Source organism: Georgenia sp. Z1344 (assembly GCF_049856295.1).
Lineage (GTDB): Bacteria > Actinomycetota > Actinomycetes > Actinomycetales > Actinomycetaceae > JB111.
The window spans coordinates 166,105-183,005 of sequence record NZ_JBNDMZ010000003.1; the positions used below are offsets into that span (position 1 = coordinate 166,105).

Here is a 16,901-nt window from a genome sequence, read left to right on the forward strand (position 1 = left end):
TCAGGCCTCCTCGGTGGTGGCGTCGGTGGCGGTGCCCCGCTCGGCGGCGCTCGCCCGGGCGCTGCTGGCGACGACCGGCTCGGCGGCGTCGGCCCGGCGTCGGCCCGCGCGGGGCGACGGGGGCAGGGTCTGGCCGGGCAGCGGCGGGACGGGGAAGCCGCCGGCGAAGGCGTCGAACGGTTCGGGATCGCGCTCCTCGTCGTCGGGCTCCTTCTTCTCCGGGAGGAGGAAGGTGACGATCATGACGACGACGAGCAGCCCGGCGATGACCGCGAGCAGCTGCCACAGCTCGAAGTCGCTGAACTGGCGCACCCCCTGGATGATCGCGACCGCGACCAGCCAGACGAGCGCGGCCGGGATGAGGATCTTCCAGCCGAGGTTCATCAGCTGGTCGTAGCGTACGCGCAGGAGGGTGCCGCGCATCCAGATCATGACGAACATGCAGGCCCAGACCTTGAGCCAGAAGACGAGGAACCCGACGATCGGCGCGGCCCACCACACGATGTGGTCCGAGAGGAACGGGATCCGCCAGCCGCCGAGGAACAGCGTGGTCGCGACGGCCGAGACGTTGAACATGTTGACGTACTCGGCGAGGTAGAACCACGCGAACTTCATCGAGGAGAACTCGATGGAGTGCCCCGCCACGAGCTCGCCCTCGGCCTCGGGCAGGTCGAAGGGCAGCCGGTTGACCTCGGCGACCATCGAGACCACGTAGATGACGAACGCCGGCAGCAGCGAGATCGCCCACCACACGTTGGTCTGCGCGTCGACGATCTGGGACGTCGCCATCGAGCCGGACACGAGGAAGACCGAGACGAGCGCGAGGCCCATCGACAGCTCGTAGGAGATGACCTGCGCGGAGGAGCGCACGGCGCCGAGCAGCGGGTAGGTCGAGTTCGACGACCAGCCGCCCAGCACGATGCCGTACACGCCGAGCGCGGTGATCGCGAGGATGTAGAGCACGGAGACCGGGACGTCGGTCAGCTGCATCGGCGTCCACCACGTCGGGTCGGCGCCGTTGGTGATGTCCGGACCCATCGGGATGACGGCGAGCACCATGAACGCGCAGAACGCGGCGATGCCGGGCGCGAGCATGTAGAGGACCCGGTCCGCGCCCTTGAGCTGGATGTCCTCCTTGAGGACGAGCTTGAGGGCGTCGGCGACCGCCTGGAACAGGCCCCACGGGCCGAGCACGTTGGGTCCCTCGCGGGTCTGCATCTTGCCGAGCCCGCGCCGCTCGACCCACAGCGCCATGAGGACGCCGGTGAGCAGGAGGACGACGATGACGACGGCCTTGATGAGGGAGATCCACCAGGTGTCGTGGCTGAAGTCCGCCGTCGGCAGCGCCGAGGCGGTGGACATGACCGGGGTGATCACTGCTGGGCCTCCGCGGTGGTGACGGTGACGACGCTGCCGGCGCCGGCCCCGGTCTGGGCGCGCACGGCGCTGCCCGGGGAGTTCTCGGGCACCCACACCACACCGTCGGCCATCCGCGTGACGGTCAGCGGCAGGGTGAGCGAGCCGGTCGGTCCGGTGAGGCGGACGCGGCCGCCGTCGACGGCGCCGACCGCGCGGGCCGTGGCCGGCGAGAGGCGGAGCACCGGGCGGTGCGCGGTCCCCGCGAGGTGCGGTTCGCCGTCCTGGCCGCGGCCGGCGTCGAGCTGCAGCTTCCACGTGGCGAGGACCGCCTGGCCGGCGCCGGGCTGCTGGCGCGCCGCGGGCGCCCCCGCGGTGTCGTCGCTCGTGACGACCGGGCCGTCCCACGGGTCGAGCTCGGCGAGCTCGGCGTGCAGCTCGGCGAGGGTCCCGAGGCCGAGGTCGCGACCCATCTCGCGCGCGATGTCGGCGAGCACGAGGCGGTCGGACTGCGCGTGGGACGCGAGGACCTGCCCGAAGGGACGCACGCGCCCCTCCCAGCTGACGAACGAGCCGGCCTTCTCGACCGGCGGGGCCACGGGCAGGACGACGTCGGCGAGCTCGGAGATCGCGTTGCGGCGCACCTCGAGCTGGACGAGCACGTCGACCTGGCCGATCGCCCGCAGCGCGGCCGCGGGGTCCATCATGTCGAGCGTCTCGACGCCGCCGATCAGGAGGCCGGTCAGCTCGCCGGAGGCGGCGGCCCGCAGGATCTCGCGGTGGGCGCGGCCGGGACGGTCGGGCAGGGAGTCGATGCCCCACACGGCGCCGGCGTCGGCGCGCGCGGCCGGGTCGGCCACGGGGCGGCCGCCGGGCAGGAGGGTCGGCAGCAGGCCGGCGTCGACGGCGCCGCGCTCCCCCGCGCGCCGCGGCACCCACGCGAGGCGGGCCCCGGTGCGCTCGGCGAGGCGGGCGACGGCGGTGAGCGTGCCGGGCAGGGCCGCCGCGCGCTCGCCGACGAGGATGACGGCGCCGGGAGCGGACAGCTCGGAGAGCAGCTCGTCGCCCAGGGCGTCCAGCGCGGCGGGCTCGCCGCCGGGGACGACCTCGACGAGGTCGGCGCGCATCTTCGTGGTCCCGCGGGTGGCCATCGGCGCGAGGGTGGTGACCCGTGCCGTGCCGGCGAGGACGCCCTTGCGCAGGCGGAGGAAGATCGTGCCGCACTCCTCCTCGGGCTCGAGCGCGACGAGGAGCACGCGGCCGGCGCGCTCGAGGTCGCGGTAGGTCACCCCGAGGCCGGTCGCCGCCACGTGGGAGGCGAGGAAGTCGGCCTCCTCGGCGCTGTGCGGGCGCGCGCGGTGGTCGACGTCGTTCGTGCGGAGCACCGTGCGGGCGAACTTCGACCACGCGTAGGCGTCCTCGAGGGTGAGGCGCCCGCCGGGGAGCACGCCGACGCCGCCGGCAGCGGCGGCGCGGGCCAGCTCGGAGCCGGCGACCGAGAGGGCCTCGGACCAGCTGGTCTCGTGCATCTCCCCGGTGGCCTGGTCGCGCACGAGGGGCATCCGCAGGCGGTCCGGCGCGTCCTGCCAGTGGTAGGCGAACCGGTCCTTGTCGGTGATCCACTCCTCGTTGACCTCGGGGTCGTTGCCTGCGAGGCGGCGGACGACGGCGCCGCGGCGGTGGTCGACCCGGATGGCCGACCCGCCGGCGTCGTGCTCGGCGACCGACGGGGTGGAGACGAGGTCGAAGGGCCGCGAGCGGAACCGGTACATCGCCGACGTCAGCGCGCCGACGGGGCAGATCTGGATCGTGTTGCCCGAGAAGTAGGAGGTGAACGGCCGGCCGGAGGTGTCGGCCTCGGCCGCACCCATCGGGGCGGTCGCGTGGCCGGAGGACATGCCGGGCACGCCGTCGGGGCCGGCGAACGGGACGCCCGTGGCGTCGGGGAGCCCGGCATCGTCGAACCCGAGGACGTCGGCGTCGAAGCCACCGACCTGCGAGCCGTTGAGGGCGTGCACCTCGCGGCCGGGGGTGCCGCCGCCACGGCCCTGGAGCGCGATGAAGGCGTCGCCGGCGATCTCGGAGGAGAACCGGGTGCAGCGCTGGCACAGGATGCAGCGGTCACGGTCGAGGAGGATCTGCGTGGAGATCGCGATCGGCTTGGGGAACGTCCGCTTGACGTCGACGAACCGACTCTCGGCGCGGCCGTTGCTCATCGCCTGGTTCTGCAGGGGGCACTCGCCGCCCTTGTCGCACACCGGGCAGTCGAGCGGGTGGTTGATGAGGAGGAACTCCATGATGCCGTGCTGCGCCTTGTCGGCCACCTCGGAGGTGTGCTGGGTGGCCACGACCATGCCCGGCGTCACCTCCATCGTGCAGGAGGCCTGCGGCTTGGGCATCTTCTTGAGGTTGCCCTCGCGGTCCGGGCTGGCCACGTCCACGAGGCACTGCCGGCACGCACCGGCGGGCTTGAGGAGGGGGTGGTCGCAGAACCGGGGCACCTGGATGCCGACCTGCTCGGCGGCCCGGATGATGAGCGTGCCCTTGGGCACGGACACCTCGCGGCCGTCGATCGTGGCCGTGACGAGCTCGGGGGCCGCCGGCGCGGCCTGCTCCTGGGTCTGGGTCATCGCACACCTGCCTCGTGGAAGATCGCCGACGCCTCGTAGGGGAAGAGCTCCCGTGCGGGCGTGTGGCAGCCGGCCTCGAACTCGTCGCGGAAGTGCGCGATGCCGGACTGGATGGGGGTGGCCGACGCGTCGCCGAGCGCGCAGAACGAGCGGCCGGCGATGTTGGCGGAGACCTCGAGGAGGAGGTCGACGTCCGAGGGCAGCCCGCGGCCGTCCTCGAGCCGGTGCATGACCTGCTTCATCCAGAAGGTCCCCTCGCGGCAGGGCGTGCACTTGCCGCAGGACTCGTGCTGGTAGAAGTCCGTCCACTTCGAGATCACCCGGACGACGGACACGGTCTCGTCGAAGACCATGAGCGCGCGGGTGGCGAGCATGGACCCGGCGGCGCCGACCGACTCGTAGTCGAGCGGCACGTCGAGGTGCTCGTCGGTGAGGATCGGGGTCGAGGAGCCGCCCGGGGTCCAGAACTTGAGCCGGTGCCCGGCGCGGACGCCGCCGGCCATCTCGATGAGCTCGCGCATGGTGATGCCGAACGGCGCCTCGAACTGGCCGGGGTTGGTCACGTGGCCGGAGACCGAGAACAGGCCGTGGCCCGCGGACTTCTCCGTGCCCATCGAGGTGAACCAGTCCTGGCCGCGGGAGAGGATCCCGGGGACCGAGGCGATCGACTCGACGTTGTTGACGACCGTGGGCCGCGCGTAGAGGCCGGCGACGGCGGGGAACGGCGGCTTGAGCCGCGGCTGCCCGCGCAGTCCCTCGAGCGAGTCGAGCAGCGCCGTCTCCTCGCCGCAGATGTAGGCCCCGGCACCGGCGTGGACGGTGATCTCGAGGTGGTAGTCGCCGTCCGGCCCCAGCCCGGTGCCGATGAGCCCGGCCTCGCGGGCCTCGCGCACGGCGGCGAGCAGGCGGCGGTAGACGTGGACCGTCTCGCCCCGCAGGTAGATGAAGGCGTGGTGGCCGCCGATGGCGTAGCTGGTGATCGCCATGCCCTCGATGAGGGAGTGCGGGTTCGCCATGAGCAGCGGGATGTCCTTGCACGTGCCCGGCTCGGACTCGTCGGCGTTGACGACCAGGTAGCGCGGCCCTCCGTCGGCCGGCGGGAGGAAGGACCACTTGAGACCGGTGGGGAAGCCGGCGCCGCCGCGGCCGCGCAGGCCGGAGCCCTTGACGAGGTCGACGACCTCGCCGGGGGGCATCGTCAGAGCCTTGTCCCACCCCTGGTAGCCGCCGTGGTCGCGGTAGGTGTCGAGGGTCCAGGAGCGCGGGGCGTCCCAGATGTCGGAGAGGACCGGCGTGAGGGTGCCGGGGCTGGTGAGTGTCACTTCTCCTCCTCGGAGACCGTGCGGCCGGCCGTCCCGGGGTCGGCCTCGCCCGCGGTGGGCACCTGGTGGTCGGCGCTCGAGCCGGTGTCGCCCACGGGCGCGGCGCCCGCGACCTCGGCGGCGAGGTGGCGGTCGTCCGCGCCGTGGTCCTCGTGCGGAGAGGTCCAGCCGTTGGCCCGGGCGATGCGCAGGCCGAGCAGGGAGGCCTCGCCGGCACCGGGCCCCTCGTCGGCGCGGCCGTCCTCGAAGCCCGCGAGCACGCGGGAGATCTCCTTGAACGTGCCCACCGTGGTGGCGCCGCGCGTGGGGTGGACGGGGCGGCCGGCGGCGATCTCGTCGACCAGCGCCGTGGCCGAGGCCGGGGTCTGGTTGTCGAAGAACTCCCAGTTGACCATGACGACCGGGGCGTAGTCGCAGGCCGCGTTGCACTCGAGCTGCTCGAGGGTGATCCGGCCGTCGGGCGTGGTCTCGTCGTGTCCGACCCCGAGGTGGTCGGAGACCGCCTCGAAGATCTGGTCGCCGCCCATGACCGCGCACAGGGCGTTCGTGCAGACGCCCACGTTGTACTCGCCGTTGGGGTGGCGCTTGTACTGGCTGTAGAACGTCGCGACGGCGGAGACCTCGGCCCGCGTGATCGACAGGGCCTCGGCGCACAGCGCGATGCCGCGGGCGGAGACGTAGCCGTCGACGGACTGCACGAGGTGGAGCATCGGCAGCAGCGCCGAGCGCGGCGAGGGGTAGCGGGCGACGATCGCCGCGATGTCGGCGGTCAGCGACTCGGCGACGTCCGGCGCGTAGGTCTGCTCGGTCATCGGTCCACTCCTCCGAGGACGGGGTCGAGCGAGGCGAGGATGACGACGACGTCGGCCAGCTGGCCGCCCTCGCTCATCAGCGACATCGACTGCAGGTTGGAGAACGACGGGTCGCGGAAGTGCGCCCGGTAGGGGCGCGTCCCGCCGTCGGAGACGAGGTGGACGCCCATGACGCCCTTCGCGTGCTCGATCGCCACGTGCGCCTGGCCCGGCGGGACCCGGAAGCCCTCCGTGACGAGCTTGAAGTGGTGGATGAGCGACTCCATCGACTCGCCCATGATGTGGCGGATGTGGTCGAGGCTGTTGCCCTGGCCGTCGGTGCCCACCGAGAGCTGCGCCGGCCAGGCGATCTTCTTGTCCTCGACCATCGTGGGCCGACCCGCGGACGCCTCGAGGCGGTCGAGCACCTGGAGGACGATCCGCAGCGACTCGAAGCACTCCTCGAAGCGCGCCTGGACGCGGTTGAAGGCGTCCGAGCGCTCCTTGGTGACGACGTTGAACTCGTAGGTCTCGTAGCCGCAGTACGGGTCGGTCTTGCGCAGGTCCGCCGGGAGGCCGGTGGCGCGCAGGCAGGGCCCGGTCAGGCCGAGGGCGAGGGCGCCGGACAGCGAGATGACGCCGACGTCGACGTGCCGCAGCTTGAACAGCGGGTTCTCCATCGTCAGCTTCATCATCTCGACGACGGACAGCCGGATGTCCGCGAGCCGCTCGCGGACGAACTCCACCGTGCCTGGCGGCAGGTCCTGGGCCACGCCGCCGGGCCGGATGTAGGCGTGGTTCATGCGCAGGCCGGAGACGCGCTCGAAGATGTCGAGGATGTTCTCCCGGCCGCGGAAGCCGAGGGTCATCATCGTCGTGGCGCCGAGCTCGTTGCCGGCCGTGCCGACGGCGATGAGGTGGGAGCTGATCCGGTTGAGCTCCATGAGCAGGACCCGGATCTGGCTGGCCCGCTCGGGGATCTGGTCGGTGATGCCGAGGAGCTTCTCGACCCCGAGGCAGTAGGCGACCTCCTGGAAGAACGGCGCCACGTAGTCCATGCGCGTGCAGAAGGTCACGCCCTGGGTCCAGGTGCGGTACTCCATGTTCTTCTCGATGCCTGTGTGCAGGTAGCCGAGGCCGACCCGCACCTCGTGCACCGTCTCGCCGTCGATCTCGAGGATGAGCCGGAGCACGCCGTGCGTCGAGGGGTGGACGGGACCCATGTTGACGACGATGCGCTCCTCGCCGAGGCGCTCGGCCTCGGCGGCGATGTCGGACCAGTCGCCGCCGTCGGCGATGAAGTCCGGCTCCTCCTCGCCGAGGGCGGGGCCGGGTGCGCTGGGCATGGTGGGGGCGGACATCAGCTGTACGACCTCCGGGTGTCGGGCGGCGGGACGGTGGCACCCTTGTACTCCACCGGGATGCCGCCGAGCGGGTAGTCCTTGCGCTGCGGGTGCCCGACCCAGTCGTCGGGCATGAGGATGCGCGCGAGAGCGGGGTGGCCGTCGAACACGATGCCGAACAGGTCGAACGTCTCGCGCTCGTGCCAGTCGTTGCCCGGGTAGATCGCGACCAGCGAGGGGATGTGCGGGTGCGCGTCGGGGCAGGTGACCTCGAGGGCGATCGAGCGCCCGTGCGTGATCGACATGAGGTGGTAGGCGGCGTGCAGCTCGCGGCCCGCGTGCTGGGGGAAGTGCACGCCGGAGACGCCGAGGCACAGCTCGAAGCGCAGGTCCTGGTCGTCGCGCAGCGCGCGTGCCACCGCCACGAGGTGCTCGGCGGCGATGTGCAGGGTGAGGTCGCCGTGGTCGACGACCACGCGCTCGATCGCGGCGTCGGGGTCGATCCCCTGCTCGCCGAGGACCTCGCGCAGGACGTCGACGACCTCGTCGAACCAGCCGCCGTAGGGGCGCTGCGCGGCCTCGGGCTCGGTGACGGCCACGACGAGCCCGCCGAAGCCCGAGGTGTCGCCGGAGCCGTGGACGCCGAACTGGCCGCGACGCACGGCCACGACGTCGAGCTCGGTGCGCCCGTCCGGTCCGGGGGCGGCGGCGATGTCACCGCCGGCGTCGGTGCCGCTCACGCGAGGAGCCCCTTCATCTCGTGGGTCGGCGTGGCGCCGAGGGCGGCACGCTCGGCTGCGCGGGCGGCCTCGACCCGGTTGACGCCGAGCGGCGCCTTCTTGACCTGCTCCCGCAGCTCGAGGATGGCGTTGATGAGCATCTCGGGCCGCGGCGGGCAGCCGGGCAGGTAGATGTCGACCGGCACGATGTGGTCGCACCCCTGGACGATCGCGTAGTTGTTGAACATGCCGCCCGAGGAGGCGCACACGCCCATGGAGATCACCCACTTGGGGTCCGACATCTGGTCGTAGACGTTGCGGACGACCGGGGCCATCTTGTGGCTCACGCGGCCCGACACGATCATCACGTCGGCGTGCCGGGGCGAGGCGCGGAAGACCTCGAGGCCGAACCGGGCCATGTCGAAGCGCGGGGTGCCGGCGGCCATCATCTCGATGGCGCAGCACGCGAGGCCCATGGTGACCGGCCACTGCGAGTTCGACCGGGCGAAACCGGCGACGGCCTCGACGGTGGTGAGACCGAACCCTGCGGGGAGCTTCTCCTCGATACCCATGTGGGGTCCTTTCGGGTGGTGCGTGGCGGGGCGGGTGGGGGCGGTCGGTCAGCGGTGGGTCAGTCCCACTCGAGGCCCCCGCGGCGCCACTCGTAGATGTAGGGCACGGTGATGAGCGCGATGAAGACGAGCATCGCGACGAGACCGAAGGCGGCGAGCTCGGTGAATGCGACCGCCCACGGGTAGAGGAAGACGACCTCGATGTCGAAGATGATGAAGGTCATCGCGATGAGGTAGTACTTCACCGGGAACCGGCCGGCCGAGGGCGCCCGGGGCGTCGGGTCGACGCCGCACTCGTAGTTGGCGACCTTGACGCGGTTGTACTTCTTCGGGCCGATGATCGCGCTCGCACCGAGTCCGCCGAGGGCCAGGGCCGCCGCGACCACCATCATGATGAGCAGCGGCACGTAGGGGTTGGTCATGCGTCCTCCGTCGACGTCAACGGTCCGGCGATCCTGCCGGGCTGCGGTGTCCAGGTCCGCGCCCGCCGGTCCCGTCCTCCAGGGTAGACGTTCGCCGGGACGGACCCGGCACGTTCGGTACGGGTCGTCATGACACCGGCGCCGCCTTGGCGAGCGCCGCGATGACGCGGTCCATCCAGTCCCCGCCGCGCGGGTCGTACCCGTCGGCGAGGAGCTTCATGACGAACTCCATGAGCACGGGCCGCGGGAGCCCGTACCGCACGCACGCCCGCATGATCCGCGGGTGGGAGATGAGGTGGGCGAAGCCCCGGCCGAGCGTGAAGTAGCCGCCGAGCTCGTCGGCCATGATGCGCGGGTAGGTGCGCAGCGCCTTGACCCGCTCGTAGTCCGAGCTGCGCGCGAGCGCCTGGCCCATGACGTCGGCGGCGATGCGACCGGACTGCAGCGCGTAGGCGATGCCCTCGCCGTTGAACGGGGAGACCATGCCGCCGGCGTCGCCGACCAGGAGGAGCCCGTTGGCGTAGTGCGGCTTGCGGTTGAAGGCCATGGGCAGGGCGGCGCTGCGCAGCTCGCCGACCTGGTTCTCGGGCGTGAAGCCCCACTCCTCGGGGACGTTCTGCATCCACGTGGCGAACAGGCCCTTGTAGTCGAGCCGGGTCGGCGTGGCGGTCGGCGAGAGGGTGCCGAGGCCGACGTTCGCGGTGCCGTCTCCGAGCGCGAAGATCCAGCCGTAGCCGGGCTGGAGGTTCGACTCGCCCGGCTTCCCGTCCCACAGCTCGAGGAACGACTCCATCATCGGGTCGTCGTGACGCGGGGTGCGGAAGTAGGTGCGGATCGCGACGCCCATGGGGCGGCCGGCGTCCTTCTCGATCCCCACGGAGGTGGCCAGCCGTGCGGACACTCCCCCGGCGTCGACGACGAGCGGCGCGCGGTAGGTGACCTCGTCGCCCGCGCGACGGCCCTTCTCGTCCACCGGGCGAGCGGTGACGCCGACGACCCGGCCGGTGCGCTCGTGCCGCACGGCCCCGGTCACGCTCACGCCCTCGCGCAGGTCGGCGCCGGACGCCTCGGCGTGGCGGGCGAGCGTCTCGTCGAGGCTCGTGCGGGCGCGCGCGAGCCCGTAGGACGGCATCGAGGACAGCTCGGGCCACGGGATCTCGATGCGGTGGCCGGCCCCGGAGGTGCGCAGCCCGTGGTTGCGGATCCAGCCGTCCTCCTCGCGCGTGGGCACGCCCATGCGGATGAGCTCGGCGACCGCGCGGGGCGTAAGTCCGTCCCCGCAGACCTTGTCCCGCGGGAACCTCGACTTCTCGAGGACGATCACGCGGTGACCCTGCTGGGCGAGGTAGTGGGAGACGCTCGCGCCCGCCGGTCCGGCACCGACGACGAGGACGTCCGCCTCGTCGGCCACAGGTGCGGCAGGCACGGTCGAGCTCCTTCGTTCGCTGGTCGGGGGGTCCGCCCGAAGAATCGTAAGCCCGCCCACAGGCCGGTTCGGCACCCCCGACGTGATCCTCGTCGCCCCCACGGAATCCGCGGAATTCCGGGACATTCACCGCACGTAATACCCGGGACCAGGGTCCCTGGCGGCGCTCCCGGGGTCACCCCCGGGCTACTCCGGGCGGCGGGCCCGGTGGACGGCGACGATGCCGCCCGAGAGGTTCCTGTGCTGCACGTCGGTCCACCCGGCGGCACGCACGACGTCGGACACCCCGGCCTGGTCCGGCCAGTCCTCGATCGACTCGGCGAGGTAGCCGTACGCGGGGTTGTTCGACGAGCTGAGCCGGGCGAGCCGCGGCAGCACCCCGGTGAGGAAGAGTCGGTACGCCGCCCGCCAGGGCGCCCAGGTCGGGGTCGAGAACTCGGTGACGACGAGGCGTCCGCCCGGTCGTGTCACCCGCAGCATCTCGCGCAGCGCGGCGGCGTGGTCGACCACGTTGCGCAGGCCGTAGGAGATCGTCACCGCGTCGAACGACTCGTCCGCGAACGGCAGGGCGGTCGCGTCCCCGGCGACGAACGCGAGGTCGGGCCGGCGCCGCTTGCCGACCGAGAGCATCCCGGTGGAGAAGTCGCAGGACACGACGTCGACACCCCGGTCGGCCAGCTCAGAGGAGGACGTGCCGGTACCGGCGGCGAGGTCGAGCACCCGGTCCCCGGGGCCGGCGTCGAGCGCGCGCCGCGAGGCCGCGCGCCAGATGCGCACCTGACCGGCGCTGAGCACGTCGTTGGTGAGGTCGTAGCGCTGGGCGACGTCGTCGAACATCCCCGCGACCTCACGGGGGTCCTTGTCCAGCTCGGCTCGGTTCACGCCCGCCAGTGTCGCAGGTGCCCGGGCGCGGGCGGGCGGTCGGTCACCCGTCGGAGGCGGGGGACGCCACGAGCGTCACGCCGACGTCGGACTCCTCCTCGTCGCGGACGACCGCGAGGACGACCTCGTCGCCGCCCACGTGCTCCCTCACGGCGGCGGTGAGCGCGGCCGCCGAGCCGACGGCGGCGTCGTCGAGGGCGGTGACGACGTCCCCCTCGCGCAGGCCGGCCTCGTCCGCGGGGCTGCCGGGCTCGACGGCCCGGACGACGGCGCCGGCGCGCACCTCGCCGCCGGCGGCCGCCTCGCCGTCGTCGAGCGCGACGCCGAGGAACGCGTGCTCGGCGGTGCCGTCCTCGATGAGCTCGCCGGCCACGCGCGAGGCGAGGTCGACGGGGATCGCGAACCCGACCCCGATGCTGCCGCCCTGCCCGCCGGAGCCGGACATCGTGGCGATCGAGCTCGTGATGCCGACGACCCTCCCCTGCGCGTCGAACAGCGGTCCGCCCGAGTTGCCGGGGTTGACCGCGGCATCGACCTGGACGGCGGCGGTGACGACGGGGCCCTCGCCGCTCGCGTCGGTGGTGGTCACCGGGCGGTCGAGGGCCGAGACGATGCCGGTGGTGGCGGTCCCGCGCAGCCCGAGCGGGTTGCCGACGGCGAGGACGGAGTCGCCGACGGCGAGGTCCGCGTCGGAGCCCAGGGTGGCGGGGACGAGGTCGTCCGGCGCCTCGGCGAGCGCGAGCACGGCGAGGTCGGAGGACTCGTCGGTGCCGACGACCTCGGCCTCGAGCAGCCGCCCGTCGTCGAGGGTGACGGTCACCTCCTCGGCGCCCGACACGACGTGGGCGTTGGTGAGGACGTGCCCCGCCTCGTCGAGGACGACCCCGGAGCCGGACCCCTCGCCCTGGCCGGTGCGCACGGACACGGCGACGACGGACGGCGTGACCTCTGCGACGACCTCGCTCCAGCCGTCCTCGCCCGCGGCGCTCGCCGGGACGGCGGTACCCGTCGCGTCGCCGCCGGCGCCCTCGACCGCTGCGGGGCCCGCTGTGCCGTCGCCGGACGCGGCGCCCGCCTCCTGCTGGGCGGCGAGCGCCTGGACGGTCTCCGCGAGGCCGCCGCCGGCCCCCGCGTCGTCCGTGGCGCGCGTGAGCGCGACGGTGGTCCCGGACGCGAGGACCGCGGCGAGCAGGGCGGCGAGGACGACGTGGCGCGAGCCGGTCGCGCGCGGGGCGGACGGCGCCGCCGGGGTCACGCTCGTCGTCGCCGGGTCGCCGGCCGGGGGCGAGGTCGGGGACGGGGTCCACCGGCCGCCGTCGTCGCCGCGCTGGGGGTGCTGCTCGCTCATCTCGTTCTCCTCGTGCTCTTCCGTGGGGACGAGGACGACACAACACGGCGCTCCTCCGAATCCGCCGGGGAGAACCTGCCCGGCCGCTGGACGAGGAGCCACGAGCCTGGGAACGCGCTGGGAGCAGCGGACGAACCGCTCAGCCGGCGAGGTCGGCGGCCGCGGCGGCGAGCGCCTCGCGGACGGGCCGCAGCTTGCTCTCGGTCTCGGCGAGCTCGGCGTCGGGGTCGGCGCCGGCGACGATGCCGCCGCCGGCGTGCAGCCGGATCGAGGCGCCCTCGACCTGCCCGCAGCGCAGGGCGAGGCCGATCTCGCCGTCGCCGGCGGAGTCGAGCCAGCCGACGGGGCCGGCGTAGCGCCCCCGGTCGTGGCGCTCGCGGCGGGCGATGATAGCCATCGCCGCCGCGCGCGGGGTCCCGGCCACCGCGGCCGTCGGGTGGATCGCGTCGACGACGTCGAGCAGACCGGCCCCCTCAGCGAGGCGGCCCGCGACGTCGGTGGCGAGGTGGTGGATGTTCGGCAGCGTGAGGACGTACGGCTCGGGCTGCTCGTCGTCGAGCGCGGCCACCGCGCGCAGCGGGTCGAGGACGGACCGGGCGGCGTGCTCGTGCTCGGAGCGCATCCGCGGGTCGGCGAGGAGCTCGGCGACGAGCTCGTCGTCGGGCCGCTCCCCGCGGGGCAGCGAGCCGGCGAGGACGCGGGAGGCGATCCGGTCGCCGCGGCGGGCGGCGAGCATCTCGGGCGAGGCGCCGACGAGGCCGCCGACGGCGTAGGTCCAGGCGTCCGGGTAGGCCTGCGCGAGCCGGGCGGGCAGCTGGTCGAGGACCTGCGGAGCGGCGGCGATGCGGACCTGGCGCGCGGTGACGACCTTGGCCACCGTGCCCGACTCGATGTCGCCGAGGACGTCGCGCACGAGGGACGTGTACGCGGCGGCATCGCCGTCGTCATCGTCAGCCGCAGCCCCACTGCCGCCGGGGACCCGCGGGCCGACGACGTCCGCGGTCTCGGCCACGCGCGCTCCGTGCGAGGCCCCCGCGAGTGCCGCGTCGGCGTCGAGCGCCGCCCGGAGCGAGGCCGGGTCCACCGCCTGCGCCCACCGCTCGGGCCGTGCGTCGTCGCCGGTACCGACCCGCACGAGCTCGGCCGGCACGTGGAGGAGCGACGGGCTCGGCGAGTCGTCGTCGAAGGTCGAGGAGACGAGGGCGACCGCGGCGCCGGCGGTCCCGACCACCCCCACGTCGACCAGGCGCCAGAGGCCGGCCAGGCGCTGCAGCCGGCGCGGCCCGGTCAGCGCGAGCACGGTCCCGCCGCGCCCGGCGACGCCCCGCCCGCCGCGCGTCCACAGCGCGAGCTCACCGACCGGTGCGGCGAGGAGCTCGGCGAGGCACGGTCCCTCGGCCGCCACTAGATGAGCGACCTGGCGCGCGAGGTCTCGGCCCGGCGCTCGCCGACCCGGACGTGGACGACCGACCGGCCGACGATCGGCTCGCCGAGGATCGTCCGGAGCTCGTCGAGGGTGGCCGGCGCCCGGTAGGCGGCGCCGTAGCCGCGGGCGAGGGCCCCGAGGTCGGCGCGCTGGGGCGTGGTGAACAGGCGGGCGAACCCGTCCGGGGAGGCGTCGGCGTGGCCGAGGAGGGCGAAGATCGCGCCGCCGGAGTCGTCGGCGACGACCACCTGGACGTCGACGTCCTCCTCGAGGGCGCCGAGCAGCAGGCCGCCGGCGTCGTGGAGGAACGTGAGGTCGCCGAGAAGGACCCGGACGGGGCCGCCGCTGCCACGAGCAAGACCCACGGCGGTCGAGATCGTGCCGTCGATGCCGGCGAGCCCACGGTTGGACAGCACGTGCGGGAGCGGGTCCATCCACGGCTGGCCGACGAGGTCGACGTCCCGGACCACGCGCGAGGCGCCGAGCAGCAGGGTCCCGGAGCGGCGCGCGACCCCGGCGACGGTGGCCGCGGCCCCGAGGGCGTCGATCGTCCCGTCGTCGGGCGGCCCGGCGGCGGGGTGGGACAGGCGCGCGACGACGGACCGCCCCGCGTCGAGCCAGAGGTCGAGCCAGGCGTTCTCGTCGGGACCCGGCTCGCCCTCGACCGTGCACCCCTGCGCCACCACGGACGCGGTGCCGGCGGCGTCCGGCCACCGCCCGGTCGGTGCGACGACGACGATCTCCGGCTCCGCCCACCCGAGCAGGCGGGTGACGGGGCGGGAGAGCGTGGGATGACCGGCGACGACGACGCGCTCGATCCGCCCGCCGAGCTGGGGCAGGTCGAGCAGCTCGCGGTAGGCGCTGACGGCGCACCGGCCGCCGCGGGCGCCGGACGTGGGCTCGGCCAGCAGCGGCCAGCCGCCGCACTCGGCGAGCCTCCGGGCCGCCGCCCCCGCGCCGTCCCCGGCGACGACGACCGTGCGCGGCCCGCGCTCGAGGGGGTGCAGCGAGAGCGACGCGGCGGGGGCCGCGACGGGCCGGACCTCGGGCGCCTCCCCCGGCTCCCACGGGGTCTCCGGCGCGAGCGGCTCGCGGAACGCGAGGTTGAGCTGGACCGGCCCGGGGTCCCGCGTGCGGGCGCCGGTGGCGGCGGCCAGGGCGCGCGCGACGTGCTGGGTGAGCGCGGGCCCGTCCGGGGCGCCTGCGGGCACGTCGACGAGGTGTCGCAGCGCCGGGCCGAAGAGGCCGACCTGGTCGGTGGTCTGGTTGGCGCCGGTGCCGCGCAGCTCGTGGGGCCGGTCGGCGGTGAGCAGGACCAGGGGGACGCCGGCGGCGTCGGCCTCGAGGACGGCCGGGTGGAGGTTGGCCACGGCGGTGCCGGAGGTGGTGACGACGGCGACGGGCCGGCGGGCGAGCGCCGGGGGGAGCTCCGGGTTCGCGGTCAGCTCGCCGGCACGGGACAGGCCGAGGGCGACGAACGCGGCGACCCGCTCGTCGATGCGCACGGACAGCCGGAGCCAGCCGGCCCGCTCGGCGGCGTGCAGGGCGTGGGCGAGCGGGGCGGAGCGCGATCCGGGTGCGAGGACGACGTCGCGCACTCCCCCGGCGACGAGGGCGCGGACGACGTCGCGAGCGACGAGGTGGGCGGTCATCGGAGCGCCGCCACGGACTCGAGGCGGGCGAGCCACCGCGCGCGGGTCTCGTCGTCGGCGGCGGGGACCGCGTCGGGCTCGACCGGGCGGACGGGGAGGTGGCCGCCCGCGGGCAGGAGCGGGTCGCTCGTCACGTCGTCCTCGAGCAGGTGCCCGGTGGCGAGGCCGGCGGCCAGCGGCACGCCGTCGAGCGTGTGCTCCGGCAGTGCGGCGGCGAGCGCCACGCCGGCGGCGAGCCCCACGGAGGACTCGAGCGCGGAGGACACGACGACCGGCAGGCCGGCCTCCTCGGCGATCCGCAGGCAGGCGCGCACGCCGCCGAGCGGCTGGACCTTGAGCACGAGGACGTCGGCGGCCCCGGCGCGCGCGACCCGCAGGGGGTCCTCGGCTCGGCGCACGGACTCGTCGGCGGCGATCCGCACGCCCGAGCGGCGGCGGACCTCGGCGAGGTCCTCGACGCCCGCGACCGGCTGCTCGGCGTACTGCAGCCCGCCGGCGGCTCGGTCGAGCTCGGCCAGACGCGAGATCGCGGTGTCGACGTCCCAGGCGGCGTTGGCGTCGACCCGGACATGGCCGCCCGGGCCGAGCGCCTCCCGGACGGCCGCGACCCGCTCGACCTCGTCGGCGAGCGTCTGGCCGGGCTCGGCGACCTTGATCTTCGCCGTCGTGCACCCGCCGGAGGCGCGGACGATCTCGGCGGCCCGCTCCGGGCCGACGGCGGGGACGGTGACGTTGACGGGGACGCGGGGCCGCAGGGCGGCGGGGTACCCGGTCTCGGCCGCCTCGCGGGCGGCGGCGAGCCAGGGGACGGAGACGGCGTCGTCGTAGTCCCAGAAGGGCGAGAACTCGCCCCAGCCGGCGTCGCCGCGCAGGAGGACCCCGTCGCGGCGGTCGAGGCCCCGGAAGCGGGTCCTCAGCGCGGTGGAGTACACGACGGGGTGGGGCACCGCGTCAGGGTAACCGCGCGGCGCCCCGTCGGCCGGGCGACGCCGCCGCACGCCGGGCTACCGTG

General features: G+C 74.4%; 14 protein-coding genes. All 14 read right to left on the minus strand.

All coding sequences use genetic code 11. The features are described 5' to 3' along the window. The 14 genes from nuoH to ACPYO6_RS04305 all read right to left on the minus strand — a co-directional run bounded on the left by nuoH (position 1) and on the right by ACPYO6_RS04305 (position 16,836). Positions 1-1,362 carry an NADH-quinone oxidoreductase subunit NuoH gene (gene nuoH, locus ACPYO6_RS04240; protein WP_425713645.1) on the minus strand — a complete coding sequence of 454 codons (1,362 nt, stop codon included), beginning with the start codon at positions 1,360-1,362 and terminating at the stop codon, positions 1-3. 11 nt (positions 1,363-1,373) lie between these two features. Beyond that, positions 1,374-3,986, minus strand: a complete 2,613-nt coding sequence (locus ACPYO6_RS04245; protein ID WP_425713646.1) for an NADH-quinone oxidoreductase subunit G — start codon at positions 3,984-3,986, stop codon at positions 1,374-1,376. Beyond that, positions 3,983-5,308, minus strand: a complete 1,326-nt coding sequence (gene nuoF / locus ACPYO6_RS04250) for an NADH-quinone oxidoreductase subunit NuoF (protein ID WP_425713647.1) — start codon at positions 5,306-5,308, stop codon at positions 3,983-3,985. Before nuoF ends, ACPYO6_RS04245 begins: the two co-directional genes overlap by 4 nt. After that, a complete protein-coding gene (gene nuoE, locus ACPYO6_RS04255; RefSeq protein WP_425713648.1) occupies positions 5,305-6,120 on the minus strand; it encodes an NADH-quinone oxidoreductase subunit NuoE in 816 nt (271 codons plus the stop codon). Before nuoE ends, nuoF begins: the two co-directional genes overlap by 4 nt. Further along, positions 6,117-7,460, minus strand: a complete 1,344-nt coding sequence (locus ACPYO6_RS04260) for an NADH-quinone oxidoreductase subunit D (protein WP_425713649.1) — start codon at positions 7,458-7,460, stop codon at positions 6,117-6,119. The genes nuoE and ACPYO6_RS04260 overlap by 4 nt, the downstream gene beginning before the upstream one ends. Next, positions 7,460-8,182 carry an NADH-quinone oxidoreductase subunit C gene (locus ACPYO6_RS04265; RefSeq protein WP_425713650.1) on the minus strand — a complete coding sequence of 241 codons (723 nt, stop codon included), beginning with the start codon at positions 8,180-8,182 and terminating at the stop codon, positions 7,460-7,462. Before ACPYO6_RS04265 ends, ACPYO6_RS04260 begins: the two co-directional genes overlap by 1 nt. Continuing rightward, positions 8,179-8,733, minus strand: coding sequence for a NuoB/complex I 20 kDa subunit family protein (locus ACPYO6_RS04270; protein ID WP_425713651.1), 555 nt, complete (start codon positions 8,731-8,733; stop codon positions 8,179-8,181). The genes ACPYO6_RS04265 and ACPYO6_RS04270 overlap by 4 nt, the downstream gene beginning before the upstream one ends. A gap of 59 nt (positions 8,734-8,792) precedes the next feature. Beyond that, positions 8,793-9,155, minus strand: a complete 363-nt coding sequence (locus tag ACPYO6_RS04275) for an NADH-quinone oxidoreductase subunit A (protein WP_425713652.1) — start codon at positions 9,153-9,155, stop codon at positions 8,793-8,795. 127 nt (positions 9,156-9,282) lie between these two features. Continuing rightward, the gene (locus ACPYO6_RS04280; protein ID WP_425713653.1) at positions 9,283-10,581 is read right to left on the minus strand and encodes a geranylgeranyl reductase family protein; all 1,299 of its coding nucleotides are present in this window, start codon (positions 10,579-10,581) and stop codon (positions 9,283-9,285) included. 186 nt (positions 10,582-10,767) lie between these two features. After that, positions 10,768-11,463, minus strand: coding sequence for a demethylmenaquinone methyltransferase (locus ACPYO6_RS04285; protein ID WP_425713654.1), 696 nt, complete (start codon positions 11,461-11,463; stop codon positions 10,768-10,770). 43 nt (positions 11,464-11,506) lie between these two features. Continuing rightward, positions 11,507-12,811, minus strand: a complete 1,305-nt coding sequence (locus ACPYO6_RS04290) for a S1C family serine protease (RefSeq protein WP_425713655.1) — start codon at positions 12,809-12,811, stop codon at positions 11,507-11,509. A gap of 139 nt (positions 12,812-12,950) precedes the next feature. Next, a complete protein-coding gene (locus ACPYO6_RS04295) occupies positions 12,951-14,216 on the minus strand; it encodes an isochorismate synthase (RefSeq protein WP_425713656.1) in 1,266 nt (421 codons plus the stop codon). Continuing rightward, complete coding sequence (menD, locus tag ACPYO6_RS04300) at positions 14,216-15,889, minus strand: 2-succinyl-5-enolpyruvyl-6-hydroxy-3-cyclohexene-1-carboxylic-acid synthase (protein WP_425713657.1); 1,674 nt, start codon at positions 15,887-15,889, stop codon at positions 14,216-14,218. Before menD ends, ACPYO6_RS04295 begins: the two co-directional genes overlap by 1 nt. Further along, a complete protein-coding gene (locus ACPYO6_RS04305; protein ID WP_425713658.1) occupies positions 15,886-16,836 on the minus strand; it encodes an o-succinylbenzoate synthase in 951 nt (316 codons plus the stop codon). The genes menD and ACPYO6_RS04305 overlap by 4 nt, the downstream gene beginning before the upstream one ends. Positions 16,837-16,901 lie beyond the last annotated feature (65 nt).